Raw genomic sequence first — 23961 nt, 5'->3', positions numbered from 1 at the left:
GAAATTGATGTATGCGCCGACTGAAACTGTAATACCCAAATAGCAAGAGGAGGTGTTCATATGGATGGAATTACTATCATCTCCGCTTTGCTTGGACTCATCGTTGGTGCCGCTGTTAGCTATATCTACATGAAAAAAGTGAATGACTCAAAAATCACTGGTGCTAAACATGTCGCTGAAACAATCGTTGAAGAAGGAAAACGAGAAGCGGAGGCATTGAAGAAAGAAGCACTACTTGAAGCCAAAGATGAAACTCACAAATTTCGTACTGAAGCAGAAAATGACATTCGTGAACGTCGTTCAGAACTTCAGAAACAAGAGAACCGTTTATTGCAAAGAGAAGAGAATCTTGATCGCAAAGATGATGCTCTAAATAAGAGAGAAGCAAGCTTAGAGCGTAAAGAACAAGCGCTAAGCGAAAGACAACAGCATATGGAACAGATGGAAAGCAAAGTGGACGAGCTCGTTGCCTTGCAAAAATCAGAGCTAGAGCGAATTTCTGCTTTAACTAGAGATGAAGCAAAAGCTATTATCTTAGGAGAAGTAGAAAAAGAGCTAACAACTGATATTGCTGTGATGACGAAGGAAGCTGAAACACGTGCGAAGGAAGAATCAGATAAAAAAGCACGTGAAATTTTATCACTGGCACTGCAACGTTTTGCAGCGGATCATGTTGCTGAAACAACAGTATCTGTCGTGAACTTGCCAAATGATGAAATGAAAGGTCGTATTATTGGTCGTGAAGGTCGTAACATCCGTACTTTGGAAACGTTAACAGGTATAGATTTAATTATTGATGATACTCCAGAGGCGGTTATTTTATCAGGCTTTGATCCAATTCGTCGTGAAACGGCTCGACTTGCACTTGAAAAACTTGTACAGGATGGCCGCATCCACCCTGCTCGAATTGAGGAAATGGTAGAAAAATCTCGACGTGAAGTGGATGAACAAATCCGCGAAACAGGTGAGCAGACAACATTTGAAATTGGCATTCATAATTTACATCCAGATTTAATGAAGATTTTAGGCCGCATGAAATATCGTACAAGTTATGGACAAAACGTTCTAAAACACTCAATTGAGGTCGCATATTTAGCAGGCTTGCTCGCTGCTGAACTTGGTGAAGATGTAGCATTAGCTCGCCGTGCAGGCTTATTACATGATATTGGTAAGGCAATTGACCATGAAGTTGAAGGTAGCCATGTCGAAATCGGTGTGGAATTGGCAACAAAATACAAGGAACATCCGGTCGTTATAAACAGTATTGCTTCTCACCATGGTGATACAGAAGCAACATCTGTCATCGCGGTATTAGTGGCTGCAGCTGATGCGTTATCAGCAGCTCGTCCAGGTGCTCGAAGTGAAACGCTTGAAAACTATATCCGCAGACTTGAAAAGTTAGAGGAAATTTCTGAAAGCTATGATGGCGTAGAAAAATCCTTTGCGATTCAAGCTGGTCGTGAAATCCGTATAATTGTACAACCTGAAAAAATTGATGACTTAGCTTCACATCGCTTAGCGAGAGATATCCGTAAGCGAATTGAAGAAGAACTTGATTATCCAGGTCATATTAAAGTAACGGTTATTCGTGAAACACGTGCCGTGGAATATGCGAAATAAAATCATTAATAGATTTTATTTCAAAAGAAAGAATAGAATTTTCGAGTCGATATGCTAGGTGGATAATTGTACTAGATAATCACAGGAAAACCTTGTCGCGGATTGCGGGCTCGAAATGTTTTAATGAAGCACTGAAAACTTTAGCAATTAAAGTTAATTTCTTGAAAAAATAGGCAACTTCTTGTTCGGTTTCGAACAAAGAGTTGCCTATTTTTATTTGCTCTTTAGTTATCCAATAAGCACTTCCTTAATAGTACTCATAATATTTATAGATTGAGCATAATAAAAGTATTGGACCTTTTCTAATTAGAGAGGAGGATATTGATGGTTGATATGCATAGTCATATCTTATGGAATGTAGATGATGGACCAAAAACAATGGCAGATACTATGCGATTGTTTGAACAAGCGGTTAAAGAAGGAATTAAAGAAATAATAGCCACTCCCCATTGCCATCACCCACAATATCATGCAAATTACAGCGCAGTGAAAAATCAAATTCACTTATTACAATCTGAACTCATAAAAAAAAGTATTCCTCTCACACTTTTTACCGGTCATGAAGTACGATTATCAGAAAAAATCATGCCACTCTATAAAACAAATCAAATCCACACATTAGCACGCTCTAATTATATGTTGTTAGAATTACCTTCCTATACTGTACCTGCTTATACAATAATAATTATTCGTGCATTACTGTCTGAAGGAATTACCCCAATTATTGCGCATCCAGAACGAAATAAAGCCATTGTTGAAAGGCCAGTTTACTTAGAACGATTAATTTGCGAAGGAGCAAAAGCACAAATAACTGCTGGCAGCTTAGCTGGTTATTTTGGTCGCACAATACAAAAGCGCTCACTTGAGCTAGTTAGGGCTAATTTAGTTCATACCTATGGATCGGATGTACACAATCTATCATCTCGACCATTTTTTTTTGATGCAGGACTTTGTTATTTAGAAAAGAAAAAAGAGTTAGATGCGATCGATATATTACTCGAAAATAATGCAAGAATAATTGAAAACCAGCCTTTTATTATACAAGAACCTTGTAAAATCGAAGAGAGGAAATGGTGGAAGATTTTTTAGGATTAAGAAAAAAGAAGTGTAATTATCTTGAGATATATGTAAATGAAAAATACGGACAGCTTTAATGTCATTATTGAAATCGTTGACGGTAAATTGCTGTGGCCAGATGGGTCTTGTCGACACCAATTGGACCTAGGGATATATCCGACAAGCGTAAACGTCTCTACAGATTTGAAATTATTGAATGAACAGAAGGTGTCATATTGAGTATTGTAGATGATCACTATAGGCAATGGATAAAGGAAACTGTCCCCTCCTATTTAAAAGAAGAATTACTAGCCATTGTCAATGATGCAACACAAATTGAAGATCGATTTTATCAATACCTACAATTTGGTACAGCAGGTATGCGTGGTGTGTTAGGTGCTGGTACAAATCGGATGAATATCTACACAATTCGCAGAGCTGCATACGGGCTAGCGCAGTATATCACAGAAAACGGGGAAATAGCCAAACAGCGGGGTGTTGTCATTGCCTATGATACACGGCATTTCTCAAAGGATTTTGCTATTGAAACAGCTCAAGTGCTGGGGGCATTAGGGATAAAAGTATTCGTTTTTCGCGATGCACGCCCAACACCTGAATTATCTTTTGCAGTAAGATATTTAAACGCTTTTGCAGGTGTGGTCATTACCGCTAGTCACAATCCAAAACAATATAATGGATTTAAAGTTTATGGGGGGGACGGGGCACAACTGACGCCATCTGCTATTCAAACGATCGTTGAAAAACTCGATGATATCCAAAATATTTTTGACATTCCAACAACATCATGGCACACATTAGAGCAGCATCGAACTGTAGAATGGATGTTACTTAATATTGACCAAGCCTATCAAGAAAAATTACTCGGTTTAAAACAACGTACAAATATTGACTTCACCATACCAATTGTTTACTCACCTCTTCATGGTGCAGGGCTAATATCGGTACAACAAGGTTTACAAGCATTTGGTTTTACAAATGTCCATATTGTAGAACAGCAAGCCGTACAAGATGGAGATTTTCCAACGGTTCCTTATCCAAACCCAGAGGAAGCAGCAGCCTTTACGTATGCAATACAAAAAGGTAACGAAACAGGTGCACAAATACTATTAGCAACCGACCCAGATGCCGATCGATTAGGTGTGGCAGTAATAACAGAGCATGGTTATCAATTATTAACAGGTAATCAGCTAGGTGCACTTATCTTACAGTATTCGCTTGAGGCGAAAAAAGAAAAAAATGCGCTACCTGAAAACGGCGTATTATTCAAAACAATTGTTACCTCTGAACTTGGTGCAGTAATTGCTAAACAATACGGAGTTGAAACTGTGAACACACTGACAGGTTTTAAATACATTGCAGAAAAGATTGCTGAGTATGACGAATCGAAGGAAAAAACGTTCCTATTCGGCTATGAAGAAAGTTATGGCTATTTGGTTCAAAGCTTTGTGCGTGATAAAGATGCTGTTCAAGTTGCGTTGGTAGTAGCAGAGATGGCAGCCTATTATGCAACAAAACAACAAACATTACTAGATGCTCTGGACAGTTTATTTAATAAATATGGCTATTATCAAGAAGCATTACAGTCACAAATATTTGAAGGTATTTCTGGTCAAAAGGAAATGCAAGCTTTACTTCAAAACCTTAGGGAAAATAGAATTTTTGATATTGCAGATCAAAAAGTAATGGTAATAGAAGATTACTTAACGCAACAAGCCATTCATCAAGATGGCTCGATTTCCTCAATTAAATTACCTAAAGAAAATGTTTTAAAGTTTATTTTAGAAGATCAATCATGGATAGCGATTCGCCCTTCCGGAACAGAGCCAAAATGTAAGTTTTACTTTGGTACAGTAGCTAATACGAAAGAACAAGCACAGCATAAGCTACAACAATTACAGGCAGCCTTTATGACAAGCAATTAGTTGAAAGAATGGACATAGAGCGATGAAGAAAGCCAAAAAAATAATTATCCCAGCAGCAGGTCTTAGTTTTTGGCTTGATTCCAAAAAAAATTTATACTATAAAATCTGTACTTTTAAGAAAAGGAGTAAATAGATCCAAAGATGTTAATAGGCCTTTTTTATAGAGCAAGATGAAAAAAAGTTCCTATTATTAACCTTAAAGGAGAAATGCCGGATGAATATTCTTATTAGCTGTCCTGGAAAAAGAGTAGAAATGTTAGAAGTGTTTAATCGTGAATTTGCGAAATTTAACATGGAGATAATAGCTACAGGTAATTCAAATATATTACCAGCCCTATATTCGGTGGAAAATTCATATATAGTACCATCGTTAGAAGCTGATAATTATGTTGAAGAACTTTTGGAAATTTGTAAAGAGAATAAAGTTAAAGCAATTCTAACTATGTTAGATAAAGATATAATGGTTCTCTCTAAAAATATTGATAAATTTAAAGAAATTGGGGTTATCCCAATCTTACCTAATTTAAGTATTGCAAAGACTTGTGATGACAAGTATTTAACGTATGAATTTTTGACAACAAATGGGATTCGCTGTGCAAAGTCATACAATGATTTAGAAACTTTTGAAGATGATTATAGTAAAAATAAAATCTCGTTCCCTGTAATAGTCAAACCAAATAGTGCTGATGGTAGTAGGGGAGTTATTAAATGTACCAATTTGAAAGAACTAGAAAAGAGTTTTCATAATGGACATAAAAATATAATACAGGAGTTTTTAAATGGTACTGAGTATGATATAGATGCATATATTGATATTAATTCACAAAAAATGGTATCAATATTTGCAAAGGAAAAACTCTCAGTGACTATAGGTGGTGCTGATAAAGTCATTTCTTATAAGGATCTTAAGCTATTTGACCTTATTGAAGATTTATCTAATAAACTCAATATTACTGGTCCTATTGATGTAGATGTGTTCAAGGTTAATGGAGAATATTATATAGGGGAAATCAATCCTAGGTTTGGTGCGAACTATATATGTGCTTACGGGTGCGGTGTAAACTTCCTTGAATTATTAATAAACAATATAAATGGTAAAACGAATGTGAAGAATATTGGCAACTACAGTGATGGTATTTTAATGATGAAATATGAAAGGATTATGTTTAAAGCAGCAAACGAAATAATAGGTGTTTAGAATTAACAGAGAGGGAGCGGATGTTTTTCGTGTAAACTTATCCATGCTTATGTCCTTTATTTTGGATTTGGATGATTTACTACCACCCAACCATTATAAAGGCTTTTTTTATGTCTAAATAATATTGCAGAAAATTCGTTTCCAGAAACGCGTTGAATTATTTTAATGCGACGCTGGTGGAATAAAGTATAAACTAACTTCGTATATTAGGATAAAAATCGAGTATACCTTCCTGTTTTGGTTTTATTAATAATTAATCGCTATAAAGCGGAAATGAATTTATAGATTGAGAGAAAAAAACAGTTAGTACTACAATCAGGGGGAGAATATCAGGTGGAAAATATCTTGGTCAGTATTCACTGCCTCGCGTATAATCACGAACAATATATAGCGGATGCGATTGAAAGTTTTTTAATGCAAAAAACAAATTTTAAATTTGAAATATTAATACATGATGATGCCTCGACAGATAGAACTGCAGACATTATTAGAGAGTATGAGAAGAAATACCCTAATTTGATAAAGCCTATCTATCAAACTGAAAATCAGTATTCCAAAGGTGTTTCTGTAAGTACAATTAATATTAGCAGAGCAAGCGGGAAATATATTGCTATTTGTGAGGGGGATGATTATTGGATAGATCCTTATAAATTACAAAAACAATTCGATTATATGGAGAAGCATCCTGAATGTAGCCTATGTGTTCATGGTGGAAATGTAGTAAATGCTTCGGATAAGAAATGTGTATTATTTAACCGTCTAAATAAAGGAAATAAGGAATTCTCAGTTGAAGAAGTAATTGAAGGAGGAGGAGGTCTTTTTTTAACAAATTCCATGTTTTACCGACTGAAGTTTGGGAAGGAGGGACCAGACTTTCTTGTAAATGCCCCTGTTGGCGATTACCCTTTAGCTATTTATTTATCATTGCTAGGTACGGTGTACTATATGGATGAGTTGATGTCTTCGTATCGAGTAGGTGATAGTACTTCTTGGACGGGCAGAACTTTTTCTGATATAGAAACAAAGAAGCAGCATTATCTTGAAATAGAAGATATGTTGGATGAAATAAATCTATATACGAACAATAAATTTAAGGATGCTATTGATAGGAGAAAGAATAGTACTCAGTTTTTCCTTTTACTTGAACAGGGGAGATTTAAAGACGCAAAAACAGGAGAATATAGAGAGCTATATTTAAATTTAGGATTAAAGAAAAAAACAATATTATTTATAAATCAATATAGTCCAAGTATCTCAAAGCTTCTTAGATTTGTTAAAAGGAGGATCATAAATTGGACGATGATATAACAAAATCTAAAGTCCTTTCTTCTCTATTATGGAAGCTGTTAGAACGAGGAGGGACGCAGGGAATTCAATTTATGGTGTTGATTGTACTAGCTCGTCTACTTCTTCCAGAGGACTTTGGGTTACTCGTTCTAGTTACCATTTTCATAACAATAGCTGGTGTGATAGTGCAGAGTGGATTTAACACAGCATTGATACAAAAGAAAAAAGTGGATGAAGCGGATTATTCATCTGTATTTTATTTAAACTTATTTGTTGCCATTAACCTGTATGTCATACTCTTTTTTATAGCCCCATTCATAGCCTCATTTTTTGCAGAACCCCAACTACTATCTGTCTTAAGAATTCTTTCCTTAACATTGTTTTTCGGTGCGTTTAATTCAATTCAACATGCGGTTATTGCACGCAATATGCAGTTTAAAAAACTGTTCTTTAGTAGTTTGGGAGCCGTTATTATATCTGGTGTTGTTGGTATAACAATGGCCTATGCAGGATATGGAGTTTGGGCTTTAATTGGACATCAAATTACAAACCAGCTTATAGTAACGGTCATTTTATGGTTTACAGTAAATTGGCGACCGAAGCTTATCTTTTCAATGGAGAGGCTCGGAAGTTTATTTGTGTTTGGATGGAAATTATTAGCTTCATCATTGATTGATACCATTAATTCCAACATTCGAAATCTACTAATTGGTAAAATGTATAGCCCTGCATTATTAGGTTTTTATAATCGGGGTGAGCAATTTCCTAGCGTAATTATTAACAACATTAATGGTTCAATACAATCCGTAATGTTTCCTACTTTATCCTTCCATCAAGATAATACAGAAAGAGTTAAGGCTATGGTACGCCGTTCAATCATTATGAGCTCATTTGTAATTTTTCCGATGATGTTCGGACTTGTAGCTATTGCTGAGCCTTTAGTTAAAATTTTGTTAACAGAAAAATGGCTACCTTCCGTGCCATTCTTACAAATTTTTTGTATTAGTTATGCATTATGGCCTATACATACTGCAAATTTACAAGCAATTAACGCTTTGGGACGTAGTGATATTTTTTTAAAACTAGAAATTGTGAAAACTATATTAGGATTGATTATTTTAGCTGTCAGTATCCCATTCGGTGTTCATATGATGGCTTTAGGAGTGCTCGGAGTTGGAATTTTATCGACTTTTATTAACGCATATCCAAATTTACAATTACTAAACTATAGCATTCAAGAACAGTGGAGAGATATAAAACCATCTTTGCTAACATCTTTAGTGATGGGGGCTATTGTTTTTCCAATCCACTTGATTGGGTTGACTGAGATTGTGACGCTCATTATTCAAATAATTGTAGGGATCGTTTTATATGTAGGGTTAGCAAAAGTATTTAATTTTGATGCCTTTACTTATTTACTATCGATTATAAAAGGTCTGTTTAGAAGGAATACCACTACTAAAATTATTGTAAATGAGGAGGCCACAGAATGAAAAAATTATTAATGCTTGGTGGTGCACATTCTCAAATTCCAGCAATAAAAAAAGCAAGAGAAATGGGTCACTATGTTATTACTTGTGATTATATAAAAGAAAATCCAGGGCATCAATATGCTCATGATTACTATAATGTCAACACTACGGATAAGGAAGGTGTCTTATCATTAGCAAAATCGTTAAACATTGATGGCATAGTTAGTTATGCGTCTGAACCTGCAGCACCTACTGCGGCTTATGTTGCTGAAAGGCTAGGACTACCGTCACATCCTTATGAATCTGTAGAGATATTGTCAAATAAGGATTTGTTTCGGGAGTTTCAGAAGAATAATAATTTTAACGTTCCAAGAGCAAAGGGCTATCGAGCGGTGGAAGAAGCTAAAGCTGATTTTCATGATTTTAAAATGCCTGTAATGATAAAACCTGTTGATTCTTCAGGCAGTAGAGGAGTCTCAAAAATAGATTCCATTGACATTTTGCAGGAAAAAATAGAGTACGCTTTAAGTTTTTCGAAAGTGAAACGTTTTATTGTGGAAGAGTATATAGAAAAGCATGGTTATCATGTTGGGGGGGATGGTTTTTCTGTAAATGGAAAGCTTGTTTTTCGTAGTTTTACGAATGAGCACTTTCCGACATTAGCATCACCAAATCCATTTGTCCCAGTTGGTTCAAGCTGGCCATGCAAAATGTCTGAGCATATTCAACAAAAAATTCATAAAGAGATTCAAAGAGCGTTGACTTTACTCAATATGAAATCAGGTGCCTATAATTTTGATATTCGAGTGGACGAACAAGAAAATATTTATCTTATTGAGATAGCTGCTAGGAATGGTGGCGATTGGATTCCACAAGTAACAAAATATGCAACTGGTGTAGATATGATCGAATATACTATTAAGGCGGCTTTAGGTGAGGATTGTAATGATTTGACTATGGTTGAACCACAAGGATATTGGTCGGTGAATGTATTGAATAGTGAAACTAGCGGAGTATTTATAAATGTGGAAATGCATGATGAAATAGAAAATGGCATTGTTGAATATGAATTGCTAGTTAAATCAAAAAGTCACATTAAAGCATTTTCAGGATCTAATGAAAAATTGGGCACTATGATACTACAATTTCCTTCAGAAGATGACATGTTAGAAAAAATGGAGCATATCACAAACTTCGTGAAGGTAAATGTTGAGTATTCATTTGTGAAAATAAATAACGTCAAGAAGGTGAATATATGAAGCCTATTCAAGTAACACAATCATCAATGCCTGGTTTTACGGAATTCTCTGAAGAAATTAGAGATCTTTGGGATAGTCGCTGGTTGACCAACATGGGTGTAAAGCATAATGCTTTAGAAACTGAATTGAAACGGTATTTGAATACAAAAAATATTACGCTATTTTCTAACGGGCACCTAGCATTAGAATACGCGATTGAAGCATTTCAATTAACTGGCGAAGTTATCACCACACCTTTTACATTTGCATCGACAACGCATGCAATCGTACGAAAAGGTTTAACACCAGTTTTTGCTGACATTAATCTTAATGATTACACCATAGAAACAGATAATATTGAAAGGTTAATAACAGATAAAACTTCCGCTATTATAGCCGTTCATGTGTACGGAAATGTATGTAATATAAAAGAGATTGAAAGTATAGCAAGTAAATATAATCTAAAGGTCATATTTGATGCTGCTCATGCCTTCGGGGTAACGGTAGGTGGTGAAAGTGTTGCAAACTTTGGTGATGCTTCCATGTTTAGTTTCCATGCAACTAAAGTTTTTCACACTATTGAGGGTGGAGCACTAACCATTAAAGATTCTAACATAAAAGACTTATTAAATATTTATAAAAATTTTGGTATTACTGGACCTGAAACAATTCAGTATATAGGTGGTAATGCTAAGATGAATGAATTTCAAGCAGCAATGGGTTTGTGCAATCTCCGGAATATAGATGTGGAAATAGGGAAGCGAAAGAAAGTATTTGAGAGATATGTTGAACATCTCAGTGGTATCAGAGGTATTAAATTATTGCCTCCTCCAAAAGATGTGTCGAGTAATTATGCATACCTCCCTGTTGTATTTGATGGTTTCCAACTTTCGCGGGATGAAGTGTATGAGAAATTAATGAAACATAATATTTTTCCCCGAAAGTATTTTTATCCTTTAACGAATAGCTTTGAATGTTTCAGAGAAAAGTTCAATGCTGAAGATACACCTGTCGCAAAATATATTGCAGAGAGAGTTTTAACACTACCATTGTATGGGGATCTCATGCTAGAAGATGTAGATAAAATTTGTATACTTTTGAAAGAATAGTGTACAAGTTATCTGTAAAACAAAAGAATTTGCAAGCCATAAATTATATAGAAGAAGGGCTATTTAATTTAATGAAAAAATATTGGAATGGGAGAGAACAATATCTTTACTTCGTTCCTCTAATTTCCAAAAGATGATCTTTATATTGTATTTTGTAGACAAGAGGAAATTTACATGGAGTTAGAATTCCATGATGATCAAGATACTTATTAGTAGTTTTATTAACTTAAGAAGGGACACTTAGAATGAGGATAGCCTTAATGCAACCTTATTTTTTTCCGTATCTAGGATATTTCCAACTGATACACTCGGTAGATGAATTTGTCATTTTTGATAATGCTCAATATACGAGAAGAAGTTGGATAAATAGGAACCGAATCTTGAGTGAGCATGGAAAAAGTATATATTTCAATGTTCCAGTATGTAAAGCTTCTAGAGAAACTAAAATTAAAGACATTGTCATAAATAGTAATATGCATTGGCAAGAAAAGATTCTCAATCAATTAATATTTTATAAAAACGCGCCATTTTTTATGAATGTTATGGAATTCGTAACGGATTGTTTAACAAATAGTAACAGCAATTTAAGTCAATTCATTACTTTAGTTCTAAGAAAGACTTGCACATTATTAGGTATAGAAACGAGTATTACTATTCTGTCGCAAAAATTCCCTACTATTAAAGAGGCTAATGCAGCAGATGAATGGGGAATTAAAGTATCTAGGGCATTAAATGCGACTACCTATATTAATGCGATTGGTGGCAAGGATTTTTACAATCAGCAAAAATATATAGACAATGATTTGGAAATTCAATTTATTCAGCCAATACTAACACCATACAAACAATACTCAAATGATTTTATGCCTGGCCTTTCAATAATTGACGTCATGATGTTTAACGATATTAGTAAAATTAAAGAAATGTTAGATATTCATGAATTAGTTAGATGATAAAAACGAAAAATAACGATATTGAGCAATATAAAAAGAAAGAGGAGCTTGCTCAACCACTTATGAAAACAGAATATGGTAAGTATTTGCTGGAAGTACCTTATGCCTTGGATCATTCACTTACAACAATACATTGAAAGAGGTAGGAATGATGGTAAAGAAAAAAATATTAGTTACTGGCGGTGCAGGCTTTATCGGAGGTAATTTTATCCAATATTTAATTTGTAAGTATCCTTCCTATGAAATTTATAATTTAGATTTATTGACGTATGCAGGTGATCTAGGTAAACATCGAGCATTTGAAACAAATGATAACTATACATTTGTAAAAGGCGATATTGTAAATCGTGAGTTGGTTATGACTTTTTTTAAGAAGGAACAATTCGATTATGTGGTTCATTTTGCAGCAGAAAGTCATGTGGACCGCTCAATTACAGATCCATCGGTATTTGTTCGAACAAATGTATTAGGGACACAAGTATTATTAGAAGCAGCGATGCAAGTAGGTATTTCAAAATTTGTCCATGTATCTACGGATGAAGTTTATGGGGAATTGGATTTTGAACCATCTACTTTTTTTACAGAAGAGACATCATTACTACCAAATAGCCCTTATAGTGCAAGTAAAGCTTCTTCTGATTGTTTAGTCCGTGCTTATTATAAAACATATGGATTACCAATGAATATTACGCGTTGTTCGAATAACTATGGACCATATCAGTTTCCAGAAAAATTAATTCCTTTAACTATTTCTCGTGTGTTAAAGGATGAAAAAATTCCTATATATGGTGACGGACAAAACATACGAGATTGGTTACATGTTTTTGATCATTGTACGGCCATTGATTTGGTGTTACATGAAGGTGTCAACGGAGAGATATATAATATTGGTGGGCATAATGAACGCACCAATTTAGAAGTTGTTCAAACAATTATCAAGACATTAGGGAAATCAGAAAAACTTATAAAGTATGTAACAGATCGTTTAGCTCATGATAAACGCTATGCCATTGACCCAACTAAAATAGAGCAATTAGGTTGGAAGCCCATATACACATTTGAAACTGGCATTGCGCAAACGATTCATTGGTATGTTGAAAACAACACATGGTGGGAGCAAATTATAAGTGGACAATATCGACAGTATTTTGAAAAGCAATATTTATGATGATGGAAGCTAGAAAAGCTCAGACGAAAATTACAATTCAAACACCTCAATTGTTGATAGCATCTAGAAAAGATTGAAGTCCAAAAAGCTTCAAAATTTAGCGAAGAGAACTTGGCTCATAATTCATGACATAAGATGAAATAAATGATTATTGCTAAATAGATATTATTTCTGTATAAAGCTTGCGGGATTCATAGACAGAGAAGAAAGAAAACGAATACTTTATTCTGTTAAAGAAAATCGATTTTTATTACAATATCGAAATAATAATAACCATATAATCACTAGTGTTTTGTGTAAAATAATAGGCTTTCGCGCAACTATGGCTATTTTCAAAGCGCGTATTATTAGTAAAAGAAAAATGAAAAGGGAGACAACCATTTGATATTAGTTATCGGTGGAGCGGGATATATAGGTAGTCATCTTGTAAAAGAGTTAGTGAAGAAAGAAGCAGTTATTGTATTGGATAATCTTTCAACTGGTCACCGGGAGTCGATTGATGAAAAGGCGATTTTTGTGCAGGGGGATTTAGGAAAAAGAAGCGATTTGGAGCACGTTTTTTCGCAATATTCCTTTAAAGCAGTAATGCACTTTGCTGCGAGTAGTCTAGTCGGTGAATCTGTAGTAAATCCGCAGAAATATTATGAGAACAACGTTATATCTACGTTAACTTTATTAAGTGTAATGTTAAAGTATAACGTGAAAAATATTATATTTTCGTCAACTGCTGCGACATATGGGGTTCCTAACCTAAACATGATTGATGAAACAATTGTGCCAAATCCAATAAATCCTTATGGAAGATCAAAGCTTATGATTGAACAAGTTCTCATGGATTATGCAACAGCCTATGATTTACGTTACGTAGTTTTAAGATATTTTAACGCAGCCGGGGCCTATGAAACAGCGGAAATTGGCGAAAGCCATAACCCAGAAACGCATCTTATTCCAATTGTATTGCAACATTTGGCTGGTGATAGGGAGAAGGTGTGTATTTATGGTACAGACTATAAAACACCCGATGGCACATGCATTCGTGATTATATACACGTTACAGATTTAGCAATAGCACATATTTTTGCCTTGAATTCATTACTTGAGAATAAAAATAAAGAGGCAATTTATAACTTAGGGAATGGTCGTGGCTATACAGTAAAAGAAGTAATAGAAACTTGCGAGGCAGTAACAGGTAAAAAGGCAAATATTGAACTCTCTGAAAGACGTGAAGGAGATCCTGCTAGACTTATTGCTTCATCTAAAAAGATTTTTGATGAACTTGGGTGGAGGGCAGAAAAAAGCTTAGTGGAAATTATTGAAGATGCTTGGAAATGGCATAACAATCAAAGATACTGAAGGGCTTAGAACTTAATTTGAAATGTGATTGACTAAAATATTCATCGTTATAACAAAAGTGCTGAATTTTACCTAAAACCAGGTGTAAAAGTTAGCACTTTTATATTTTTCACCAATTAGTCAATTTGTTTACTTTTGAATAACAATTGAAAGTTCTTCACCATGTATAAAGAGAAATTCACCTTCATATAAGTAGTAAATAGCAAAGTGTTTGTACAAACGAGGCTAAGTTTTTCATATACAAATTGAAAAGCATATTCTTATAGTTACCGGAATTTTTCCACCAATCGTGGAATTTCGCAATAGAATGATGTCAGCATTTTAATTTGATAGTTTTTGGTTTTCGTGACCAATCTTTTTAATAAGAAAGAAAAGGATAGCCATAAATTTCATCAGTGGGATCATGACTAATGGGGATGTGTATAATGAAGGATCTAATTTCAGTAATAATGAGTACTTATAATGAAAAGATGGAATGGTTAAAAGCGAGTATTGAATCGATTTTGAATCAAACATATTCAAAAATTGAATTTATTATTGTATTAGATAATCCAGATAATACTATGATTAAAAGAGTTGTATCTGATTATGCAAATAGAGATGAGCGTATAATCGTTGTTGAAAATGATAAAAACATCGGACTAACCAATAGTTTAAATAAAGCTTTAGAATATTGTAAGGGTGAATATATAGCAAGAATGGATGCGGATGACATCTCAGATAATAACAGACTAGAAAAGCAATTGCTTTATTTGAAAAAGTATAACTATGACTTAATTGGATCGAAAATTAGAAGTATTGATGAGAGTGGGAATGTTATACAAAAATCTTCTAATCATCCCGTTTCAAATAATATTATTAATAGTATTTTGAAATATGATAATTGTATTCCTCATCCAACATGGTTTGTCAAAAGAGAAGTATATACTCACTTAAATGGATATCGGAATTTACACACCTGTGAAGATTATGATTTTTTATTGCGGTGCTCCCCAAAATATCGGATTGGTAATTGTAATGATGTAACGCTTACTTATAGGCTCAATTCTATTAGTATTTCAAGATCGAATGCTTTAAAACAATTTTTATCTGCGAAGTATTTACAAAAAAACTATAAAAATATTGATCTAATTAACCAATCAGAAATTGATAAGTATGTAAATAAGAGGACTACACAAAATAAGGTGGAAAATTTTGATAAAACACAGCTCTATTTTAAGAAAGCATTAGTTTATAAAGAAGAAGGCGAATTCTTTAAAATGGTATTAAATTTAATTCTCGCCTTAAAAATCTCAAAATATTTCCTTGAAAGGTGTAAAAACATGTTATTTATCAGAACTATTAGACTATTTAAAAGGTGATAGTAATTGCCAAGTTATACACATTACGCATGCGCGGTTGATGAGAGAGGACGAGTGCTCCGAGGCAATCAAGAGCAGGTTTCGATGCTTTTTACGAAAGATTATTTGCTATGTGCTGCGTATGAAAATTGCGACGTGTTAGTCGGTTTTCAACCTACTGGCATTATAAAGAAATGGTGGCAGATTCTTGACCTGAAAAAGCACTATTAGTTTGCACTCTTAAAGAGGGGTAGTAAGGGGAGAGAAAAGTGATTTACGAAAAAAAAAGAATTTCAAATAATTATTTTCTAATATTTATTTTAGTATTCAGTGTTTTTTTAGGTAATCTGAATGTAAACATTGGTTTTTCGTTAAAACCACATATGGTATTAATGGTCGTAATTTTTATGCTTACCCTTAGTAAAATTGTTTTTCATAAGCCTCAAATTCATGAAACCTTTATGATTTTCTTCTATGTTTTCTACTGTTTTACTGGAGTATTTTCTACATATCCGTTGGCAAGTATTCGTTTGACTATTGCTATTTTAATCGGCCTTTTTTCATACTTTATATATAAATTTTTATTTTCTAATATTACATTAAAAGAATTTGAACGAATAATTGGGACAGTAGGAATACTATATAACGTAATTTCATTATTGTTTTATCTATTTGGTTTAATTTCTAATAAATTTAATTTTTATGGGAATGGCATTAGAGTTTATGGCTTAATGCTAGATAGAAATATGCCCCGATTAATCGGTATTTTATCAGACCCTAATATATTTGTTGTATCCAATTCGTTCTTCTTGTTCTTTTTCCTAGTAAATATGAAAGACAATAAAGGGAAGATTGGATTTGTTTTAGCTTTAATTACAACTTTACTAACTTTTTCAAGGGGGGGCATATTAGCAACCTTAATAGGGGTTGTGATTACTATCGCTTTTTTTACTGTAAAAACAAAAATAAAAATTTTTTTTGTCGTACCTGTAATTACATGGATAAGTTACTTTACCTTATTAAAAGTGACGCATATCGATATCTATCAGATTTTGATAAAAAGAATGGAATCTGTTGGTAAGGATGGCGGTAGTGGCAGATTTGAAATATGGAACAATGGTTTGTCACTCTTTTCAAACCATCCTGTACAAGGAATTGGTATTTATAATTTTAGGGATTATAGTGCGGAATTTTTTGGTGAAGGAATTTATATGCACAATACTTTTTTAGAAATATTAGTTGAGTCGGGTGTAATTGGCTTTGGATTATTCTTTATATTTTGGACACTTTTATTTTTTAGAATAATGTTCATTGTAAGGATGGATAAATCAAAGGTATTTCTCCTAGGGACTTATGTTTCAATTTCAATTTCTTTAATGTTCCTTTCACTAATTGCGAGTGAATATCTATTTTTATTTCTAGCGCTTATTTGGCGATACAGTATTACAGAAAAAGAATATCTGTACCGTGAACAGATTAAGTTTGAATAAAAAAATTATAAAATTGGGGGAAACTATGAAGTTAGTCAGTGTAATTATTCCAATTTATAATGTAGAGCAATACTTACAAAAATGTGTACAATCAGTTCAAAATCAAACGTATACAAATCTAGAAATATTTTTAGTCAATGATGGTTCAGCGGATAATTGTGGAAAGGTAGTGGATGAATTAGCTGTTGAAGATTCAAGGATTAAAGTAATTCATAAGCCGAACGGGGGCCTGTCTTCTGCAAGAAATGCTGCATTAGATAAGGTCAGTGGAACTTATATCATATTCGTGGATGCTGATGATTGGATAGAGTTGAATATGATTGAATCCATGGTACATGAAATGGAACAGCATGAAGCAGAATTAGTAGTATGTGATTATACGAAAGTATACGAAGAAAAAATAGAGAAGAATTTTTTAGAAATTAAGCATGAGACAATCGATATTGGGAAGTTAGGTTTAAAAGGATACCTATATGAATACTTCTTTAACTACAAACATGGGGATGAAGTTTGTAATAAATTGTATAAAAATACGATTATTAAAGAACACCATATACGATTTGAACCAAATAGTGAGATATTCTCAGAAGATAAGCTATTTAATCTATATTACTTAGTGCATATAAAAAAAATAATAAGTATCGATTCATCTTTTTATAATTATTTGCAACGAAATGGTTCGCTCATGCAACAACCTAAACCTGAAATTATAGAACAGTACTTAAACTTGGCGGAAAAGTACATCGATTATTTAAAAAGGAATAATTTGGATATGACGAGTATATACTCTATCTTAGTATTCCATTTGTTTAATAGTTCACTAAAAAACTATGTCAAATCGGGTGCAAGCATTTCACAAATAACAGCGGCTATTGATAAAACGCAAAATAGAGAAATAATGCAATTAATGGCTATTTTGAAAACAAATAAAGAAGTAATAGCATACTGTCAGAGTAATCGAACAAAATTATTGACACCTTTATTCGTCAAGATGTATGCAGTTTGTTATACATTAAAGTTTAATTTGATCCTCGCATATACATTTAAAAATATTATGAAATAGGATGGTTTATTGCATAAAAATAACTTTCTAGTTTCAATTATTATGCCTGTTTACAATGCGGATAAGTATGTTGGCCAATCCATTGAATCTGTTCTAAATCAAACGTACAAAAATTGGGAATTGATAATTATTAATGACAAGTCAACAGACAATAGTCAGCAAATACTACTAGGATATAAGGATAGTCGAATAAAAATTATTAATTTGACACAAAACGGTGGTGTTGCGAATGCTAGAAATGCTGGTATTGAAAAAGCAAAAGGACAATTTTTAGCTTTTCTTGATAGTGATGATTTATGGCATCCTGAAAAATTATCCAAACAACTCGATTTCATGCAAGAACTTGATGTGGCATTTTCCTATACACAATATCAAGAAATAACAGAAAATAATAAACGAACACGAAAAATTGTTAAGGTATGCAAAAAACCAGTGGATTATAAAAAATTATTGCGTGTTAATTACATTGGATGTTTAACAGTTGTATTAGATACACGTAAAATAGCTAAACCATTTTTCAAGGAGACTAAGCATGAAGATTATGTTCTTTGGCTAGATATTTTAAAAGATTATGAGATAAAGGCATATGGAATGGATGAAGTATTAGCTTATTATCGAATTACACCAGGTTCCATAAGCAGAAATAAATTCAAAGGTATAACGTGGAACTGGAAAATTTATAAAAATCATCTTGGTATGACGACAATTCAATCTGTCTACCGGATGTGTATTTTCTTGCTTAATATTTCGATAAAATACGTTTCAACTAGATTGACAGGTTAAGAATGGTGAAAAGGCTCTTGAACAGATATAAAAGCATTTGAGGTATAAGGCTAAATGCAATTAGAGGTAAAGAATTTTATGATTCAGAAAAATATCAAGAACATGACTTAAAGATAGAATTTATTAAACCAACGATAACCCCTTACGACCAATAAAGAAAATGATTTTATACCGAGCCTTTCCGCTATTGATGCCATGATGTTTAACGATATAAAAAGTTAGCACATACGAATTAGTAAAGTAAGTGATGAACACGTCTTAGGTATGGGGGGATATGGATGAAAGGAATTATATTAGCAGGAGGTTCAGGGACGCGGCTTTATCCGCTGACAAAGTCGGTTTCAAAACAAATATTGCCGGTTTATGACAAACCTATGATTTATTATCCACTGTCTGTATTAATGCTTGCTGGTATTACAGAGGTACTTATTATATCAACACCTCGTGATGTGACTGGATTTAGAGAGCTTTTAGGTGACGGTCAAGACTTGGGTATGTCTATTGATTATGCCATTCAAGAGTATCCGAATGGTTTAGCCGAGGCTTTCATTATCGGAGAGTCATTTATTGGAGATTCGTCGGTCGCTTTAGTGTTAGGCGATAATATTTTCTACGGTTCCAATTTCAGTGTTCTATTACAAGAAGCGGCTACATTAAAGACTGGGAGTATAATTTTTGGTTGTTATGTCAACGATCCAAGAGCCTATGGAGTCGTTGAAGTGGATGAGCAAATGAATGCTATTTCAATAGAAGAAAAACCTGCATTTCCGAAATCTTCTTATGCTGTACCGGGTTTGTATTTTTTTGATAATAATGTAGTGGCCATCGCCAAAAATGTAAAACCGTCAGCGCGAGGAGAATTAGAGATTACATCGATTATTGGAGAATATTTACTCAAAGGCGAATTAAAGGTGGAACTTACCGGACGTGGGTTGGCGTGGTTAGATACTGGAACGCATGAGTCATTACTAGAAGCATCAAATTTTGTGGAAGCTATTCAAAAAAGGCAAGGGTTGTACATTGCTTGTATAGAAGAAATTGCTTTCAGAAAAGGGTATATTACAAAACAACAGTTAATTGAACTTGCGAAACCGCTGATGAAAACAGACTATGGGAAATATTTAATGGAAGTTTCTCAATCATTTAAGCAATCTCATATTTTCGTGTAGCGGTTTTATAGTGGGAATTGTTAAAGCGAAGGTGAAATGGTGGACAAAAAATGTGCTTGTCACGGGTGAAGCGGGATTTATTGGAGGCAATGAAACTTTGCTCTGTAGCGGAAGGTGAATGTTGTTAGCTACACTGGTTAACCCTTCATTCCAATTACCCAGTATTTTAATATTAAAATATCTCTTTGCCAGATGTCATTCTCGAGTTTTGGTGACGAGCCAGTATTAATGAGAATGAAAAGTGCTATCTTTTGTAATGTTTGCTGCATAAGGTAGCACTTTTATAATTACTAACTAAAATTGGAAAAGACAATTACATATTTGAATAAAAAGTAATCGTTATTAATATATTAAAAAGTAAATTAAATCGTGATCGTGAATTAATAAATTAACAACATGCCATAGGAGAGGACAGCCTTACACGAAGGGAGATTAAATGAAAAAAATACGTAAAGCCATTATACCCGCAGCAGGATTAGGTACGCGTTTTTTGCCAGCTACCAAAGCAATGCCGAAGGAAATGTTGCCGATTGTTGATAAACCGACTATTCAATATATCGTTGAAGAGGCAGTAGCTTCAGGTATTGAGGATATCATTATTGTAACAGGTAAAAATAAAAGGGCAATTGAGGATCATTTTGATAATGCGTTTGAGCTCGAGGCAAATTTACTAGAAAAAGGGAAGTTCGATATGCTCGAGAAAGTAAAGGCCTCCTCTAAAGTAGATATACACTATATTCGTCAGAAGGAACCTCTAGGCCTTGGTCATGCGATATGGTGTGCACGTAAGTTTATTGGGGAAGAACCTTTTGCGGTACTTTTAGGGGATGATATTGTGAAAAATGAGATTCCGTGTCTGAAACAATTAATCGAGCAATATGATCAAACGTATTCGAGTATTATAGGTGTGCAAAAGGTTCCAGATGTAGATGTTCATCGTTATGGAATCATTGACCCGATTTCAACAGAAAATCGTTTGATGGAAGTAAGGGAATTTATCGAGAAGCCTGCTTTCGGAGATGCCCCCTCAAATTTTGCAATCATAGGAAGGTATATTTTAACTCCAGAAATTTTCACCTTTTTAGATGAACAAAAAAAAGGTAAGGGCGGTGAAATTCAATTAACAGATGCGATTGAAGCATTAAATAGTTGTCAGCGTGTATTTGCATTTGAAATAGAAGGAAGCCGCTATGATGTTGGAGAGCATATTGGCTTTATTAATACAATTATTGATTTTGCGTTGGATCGTGATGAGTTACATGAAGCGATTACCAATTTACTGTTGAATAAAGTGAAGCAACTTAGGGAGAGTCACTTCGAATTAAAATGATTTACGTCAGTAGGAATTCCAAATTATAGGATTGGACGAGATGATTTGACGATTCGTACTATTCAAATGAGCATTTTCAATTTTGAAATGACTAAGCAAGATTGGTCAATATATGAGGCGGAAGTAGAGTGGATTCACCGTCATTTAGCGGAGAGTAGCGAGATGTTAACGGGTTGGTTACATGTACCTCTTGAAGATCAGCGTGCTTTATTGCAACGTATTGAGGATACTAAGCGAGAAATTCATGCGTATGCAGATGTACTTGTTGTTATTGGCGTGGGGGGATCATTTTTAGGGGCACGTGCCATCCAAGATGCGTTGTCACCTTATTTTACTCGTCCTACTGATGGTATTGAAGTGATATATGTTGGACAAAATATGAGTGGTTCCTATATTGATAGTTTGCTTCAATATTTAGCGAATAAAAGTGTGTATGTGAACGTCATTTCGAAGTCTGGGGAAACGATGGAACCAGCACTCGCATTTCGTGTGTTGCGACAGTTTATGGAAAAACGTTACGGGGAAGAGGCTGTTGACAGAATTATTGTGACGACTGATGCGGAAAACGGACGTTTGAAACAGATAGCAGATCGCATAGGTTATAGACAATTTACCATTCCAGCCGATATTGGTGGTCGCTATTCGGTGTTAACTCCGGTTGGGCTATTACCAGCAGCGGTTGCGGGTGTTGATATTCGGATGCTTATGGCAGGTGCTAGGGATGCTGCGTTAACATTGCAAGATACAGCGCTAGAGCGAAATGAAGCCTATCAATATGCAGTGTTGCGACATGTGATGTTTAACCGAGGGTATAGAGTGGAGCTGCTCGCTTCATTTGAACCTGCATTATGTAAGTTCCATGAATGGTGGATGCAGTTGTTTGGTGAAAGTGAAGGGAAACAGCGAAAAGGTCTATTTCCTACGACAGTTAATTATTCAACTGATTTACATGCTATAGGTCAGTTTATTCAAGAAGGAAGTCCGATCCTATTTGAAACATTACTGCATTTTAAGGAAATAGAAAATGATTGTAAAGTGCCATATGATGTACGAGATGAGGATGGTTTGAATTATCTATCGAAACGAACATTCAATGAAATTAATGGGCTTTCCATGAATGGGACAGCACTTGCTCATGCAGAGGGTGGTGTACCTGTTATTCAATTGATGCTCCCAAAACTAGATGCCTATCACATAGGTTATTTAATCTATTTCTTTATGAAGGCATGTGCAATGAGTGCAAGTCTTCTAGGAGTGAATCCGTTTGATCAGCCAGGTGTAGAAGCGTATAAACGAAAGACGTTAGAACTATTACAAACATTTAATAATTCCATCAAGATAGATTCATTAGGCATGGAACTACCAAAAAGTAGCGTTTATATTCGAAATGAATAATCTATTGAAATTATGATTAAATGTGCTTTAGTGATAATTAAAAAAGTTGCGACTCCAGCGGGAACAGCAATGTTTTTCTACGACTATGTGTAGCGTCAGTATACAAGTTGAAAGCCCTGAAGAAAAGCGTCAACCCATAGTTGTATATACGATCCAGTACATGTTTTGGTGAAGAATCGAAGTAAATGGAACTTTTAAAGTGATGCCGAACAATATGAAAGATAAATATAATCGTTTAGTTGATTCATCGACAATGGTTTGGCGAGGGAGGGAATTTAGGTGGAAGAACTAATTGACTTGAAAAAATTATTTAAAATATTGCGTAAGCGTATATACCTTATTCTAAGTCTTACTATTGTTGCGATTGGCATTACAGCTACTCTAAGTTACTTTGTAATTACGCCTATCTATCAAGCACAAACGCAATTTTTAGTGAATCAAAAAGTTAATGATCAAGAAGCGTATGCCCAGGCACAACAGCTAGAGACGGATTTACAATTAATCAATACGTATAATGTTATTATTAAGAGTCCTGCTATTTTAAACAAAGTTATTGATAAGCTTGAACTAAACATTACAACAGAAATGTTGGCAGAGCAAATAACCGTTTCTAGCGAAAGTAACTCCAAAGTGGTTAATATTAAAGTTTTAGATACAGATTTAGAAAAAGCGGTTACCATCTCGAATACAGTTGCCACTATATTTAAAAAAGAAATACCGAAACTAATGAATGTTGATAACATAAATATTTTATCAGAGGCAAAAATAAGTAAAGATTCTAGCCCAGTGAAACCAAATAAACTACTTAATATTGTCATGGGTGCCGTAATTGGGTTTGTAATTAGTGTAGGGATTGCTCTATTGTTGGAGTTTTTAGATACAACAATAAAGACGGAGTCGGATATTGAAGATTTAGCATTGCCTATTATGGGGTTGGTTGGTGCTTTTCCCACCGAAAAAAATTATAAATCCCGTAAAGCTAGGAGGACATAGA

Annotated in this window: 20 protein-coding genes; all 20 read left to right on the top strand. The window is 34.1% G+C overall.

Annotation, left to right across the window (positions count from 1 at the left end; all coding sequences use genetic code 11):
- Positions 1-60: 60 nt before the first annotated feature.
- The gene (rny, locus tag ACMZ42_RS06025; RefSeq protein WP_370075166.1) at positions 61-1620 is read left to right on the top strand and encodes a ribonuclease Y; all 1560 of its coding nucleotides are present in this window, start codon (positions 61-63) and stop codon (positions 1618-1620) included.
- A gap of 324 nt (positions 1621-1944) precedes the next feature.
- Positions 1945-2709: a tyrosine-protein phosphatase gene (locus tag ACMZ42_RS06020; RefSeq protein ID WP_415730912.1), complete on the top strand. Its 765-nt coding sequence runs from the start codon at positions 1945-1947 to the stop codon at positions 2707-2709.
- 203 nt (positions 2710-2912) lie between these two features.
- Positions 2913-4619 (top strand): phospho-sugar mutase, encoded by a 1707-nt coding sequence (locus ACMZ42_RS06015; RefSeq protein ID WP_415730911.1) that lies wholly within the window; start codon positions 2913-2915, stop codon positions 4617-4619.
- A 214-nt stretch (positions 4620-4833) separates the two neighbouring features.
- Entirely contained in the window at positions 4834-5817 is a 984-nt protein-coding gene (locus ACMZ42_RS06010) for an ATP-grasp domain-containing protein (protein WP_415730910.1), read from the top strand.
- A 333-nt stretch (positions 5818-6150) separates the two neighbouring features.
- The gene (locus ACMZ42_RS06005; RefSeq protein WP_415730909.1) at positions 6151-7125 is read left to right on the top strand and encodes a glycosyltransferase family 2 protein; all 975 of its coding nucleotides are present in this window, start codon (positions 6151-6153) and stop codon (positions 7123-7125) included.
- Entirely contained in the window at positions 7110-8597 is a 1488-nt protein-coding gene (locus tag ACMZ42_RS06000) for a lipopolysaccharide biosynthesis protein (RefSeq protein WP_370075161.1), read from the top strand. The genes ACMZ42_RS06005 and ACMZ42_RS06000 overlap by 16 nt, the downstream gene beginning before the upstream one ends.
- Complete coding sequence (locus tag ACMZ42_RS05995) at positions 8594-9835, top strand: ATP-grasp domain-containing protein (RefSeq protein ID WP_415730908.1); 1242 nt, start codon at positions 8594-8596, stop codon at positions 9833-9835. The genes ACMZ42_RS06000 and ACMZ42_RS05995 overlap by 4 nt, the downstream gene beginning before the upstream one ends.
- Positions 9832-10923 carry a DegT/DnrJ/EryC1/StrS family aminotransferase gene (locus ACMZ42_RS05990; protein WP_415730907.1) on the top strand — a complete coding sequence of 364 codons (1092 nt, stop codon included), beginning with the start codon at positions 9832-9834 and terminating at the stop codon, positions 10921-10923. The genes ACMZ42_RS05995 and ACMZ42_RS05990 overlap by 4 nt, the downstream gene beginning before the upstream one ends.
- 260 nt (positions 10924-11183) lie before the next feature.
- Positions 11184-11876, top strand: a complete 693-nt coding sequence (locus tag ACMZ42_RS05985; RefSeq protein WP_370075158.1) for a WbqC family protein — start codon at positions 11184-11186, stop codon at positions 11874-11876.
- A complete protein-coding gene (locus ACMZ42_RS05980) occupies positions 11873-12013 on the top strand; it encodes a hypothetical protein (RefSeq protein WP_415730906.1) in 141 nt (46 codons plus the stop codon). The genes ACMZ42_RS05985 and ACMZ42_RS05980 overlap by 4 nt, the downstream gene beginning before the upstream one ends.
- A 14-nt stretch (positions 12014-12027) precedes the next feature.
- Positions 12028-13044: a dTDP-glucose 4,6-dehydratase gene (rfbB, locus tag ACMZ42_RS05975; protein WP_402868071.1), complete on the top strand. Its 1017-nt coding sequence runs from the start codon at positions 12028-12030 to the stop codon at positions 13042-13044.
- 381 nt (positions 13045-13425) lie between these two features.
- Positions 13426-14397: a UDP-glucose 4-epimerase GalE gene (gene galE / locus ACMZ42_RS05970; RefSeq protein ID WP_415730905.1), complete on the top strand. Its 972-nt coding sequence runs from the start codon at positions 13426-13428 to the stop codon at positions 14395-14397.
- Between the two features lie 425 nt (positions 14398-14822).
- On the top strand, positions 14823-15758 hold the full coding sequence (locus ACMZ42_RS05965) for a glycosyltransferase family 2 protein (RefSeq protein WP_415730904.1): 936 nt from the start codon (positions 14823-14825) through the stop codon (positions 15756-15758).
- A gap of 248 nt (positions 15759-16006) precedes the next feature.
- Positions 16007-17227 (top strand): O-antigen ligase family protein, encoded by a 1221-nt coding sequence (locus ACMZ42_RS05960; RefSeq protein ID WP_415730903.1) that lies wholly within the window; start codon positions 16007-16009, stop codon positions 17225-17227.
- A 25-nt stretch (positions 17228-17252) separates the two neighbouring features.
- Positions 17253-18290 (top strand): glycosyltransferase family 2 protein, encoded by a 1038-nt coding sequence (locus ACMZ42_RS05955; protein WP_415730902.1) that lies wholly within the window; start codon positions 17253-17255, stop codon positions 18288-18290.
- Positions 18291-18299: 9 nt separating this feature from the next.
- Positions 18300-19073: a glycosyltransferase family 2 protein gene (locus ACMZ42_RS05950; protein ID WP_370075153.1), complete on the top strand. Its 774-nt coding sequence runs from the start codon at positions 18300-18302 to the stop codon at positions 19071-19073.
- Between the two features lie 278 nt (positions 19074-19351).
- A complete protein-coding gene (gene rfbA, locus ACMZ42_RS05945; RefSeq protein ID WP_370075152.1) occupies positions 19352-20242 on the top strand; it encodes a glucose-1-phosphate thymidylyltransferase RfbA in 891 nt (296 codons plus the stop codon).
- 436 nt (positions 20243-20678) lie between these two features.
- Positions 20679-21572 carry a UTP--glucose-1-phosphate uridylyltransferase GalU gene (galU, locus tag ACMZ42_RS05940; RefSeq protein ID WP_402868064.1) on the top strand — a complete coding sequence of 298 codons (894 nt, stop codon included), beginning with the start codon at positions 20679-20681 and terminating at the stop codon, positions 21570-21572.
- A gap of 45 nt (positions 21573-21617) precedes the next feature.
- On the top strand, positions 21618-22967 hold the full coding sequence (locus ACMZ42_RS05935; RefSeq protein WP_415730901.1) for a glucose-6-phosphate isomerase: 1350 nt from the start codon (positions 21618-21620) through the stop codon (positions 22965-22967).
- A 279-nt stretch (positions 22968-23246) separates the two neighbouring features.
- A complete protein-coding gene (locus ACMZ42_RS05930; protein ID WP_415730900.1) occupies positions 23247-23960 on the top strand; it encodes a YveK family protein in 714 nt (237 codons plus the stop codon).
- The last annotated feature ends 1 nt before the right edge of the window (position 23961 follow it).

The organism is Lysinibacillus sp. NPDC056185 (assembly GCF_047737915.1).
Lineage (GTDB): Bacteria > Bacillota > Bacilli > Bacillales_A > Planococcaceae > Lysinibacillus.
This window is presented reverse-complemented; position numbering and strand designations above follow the sequence as displayed.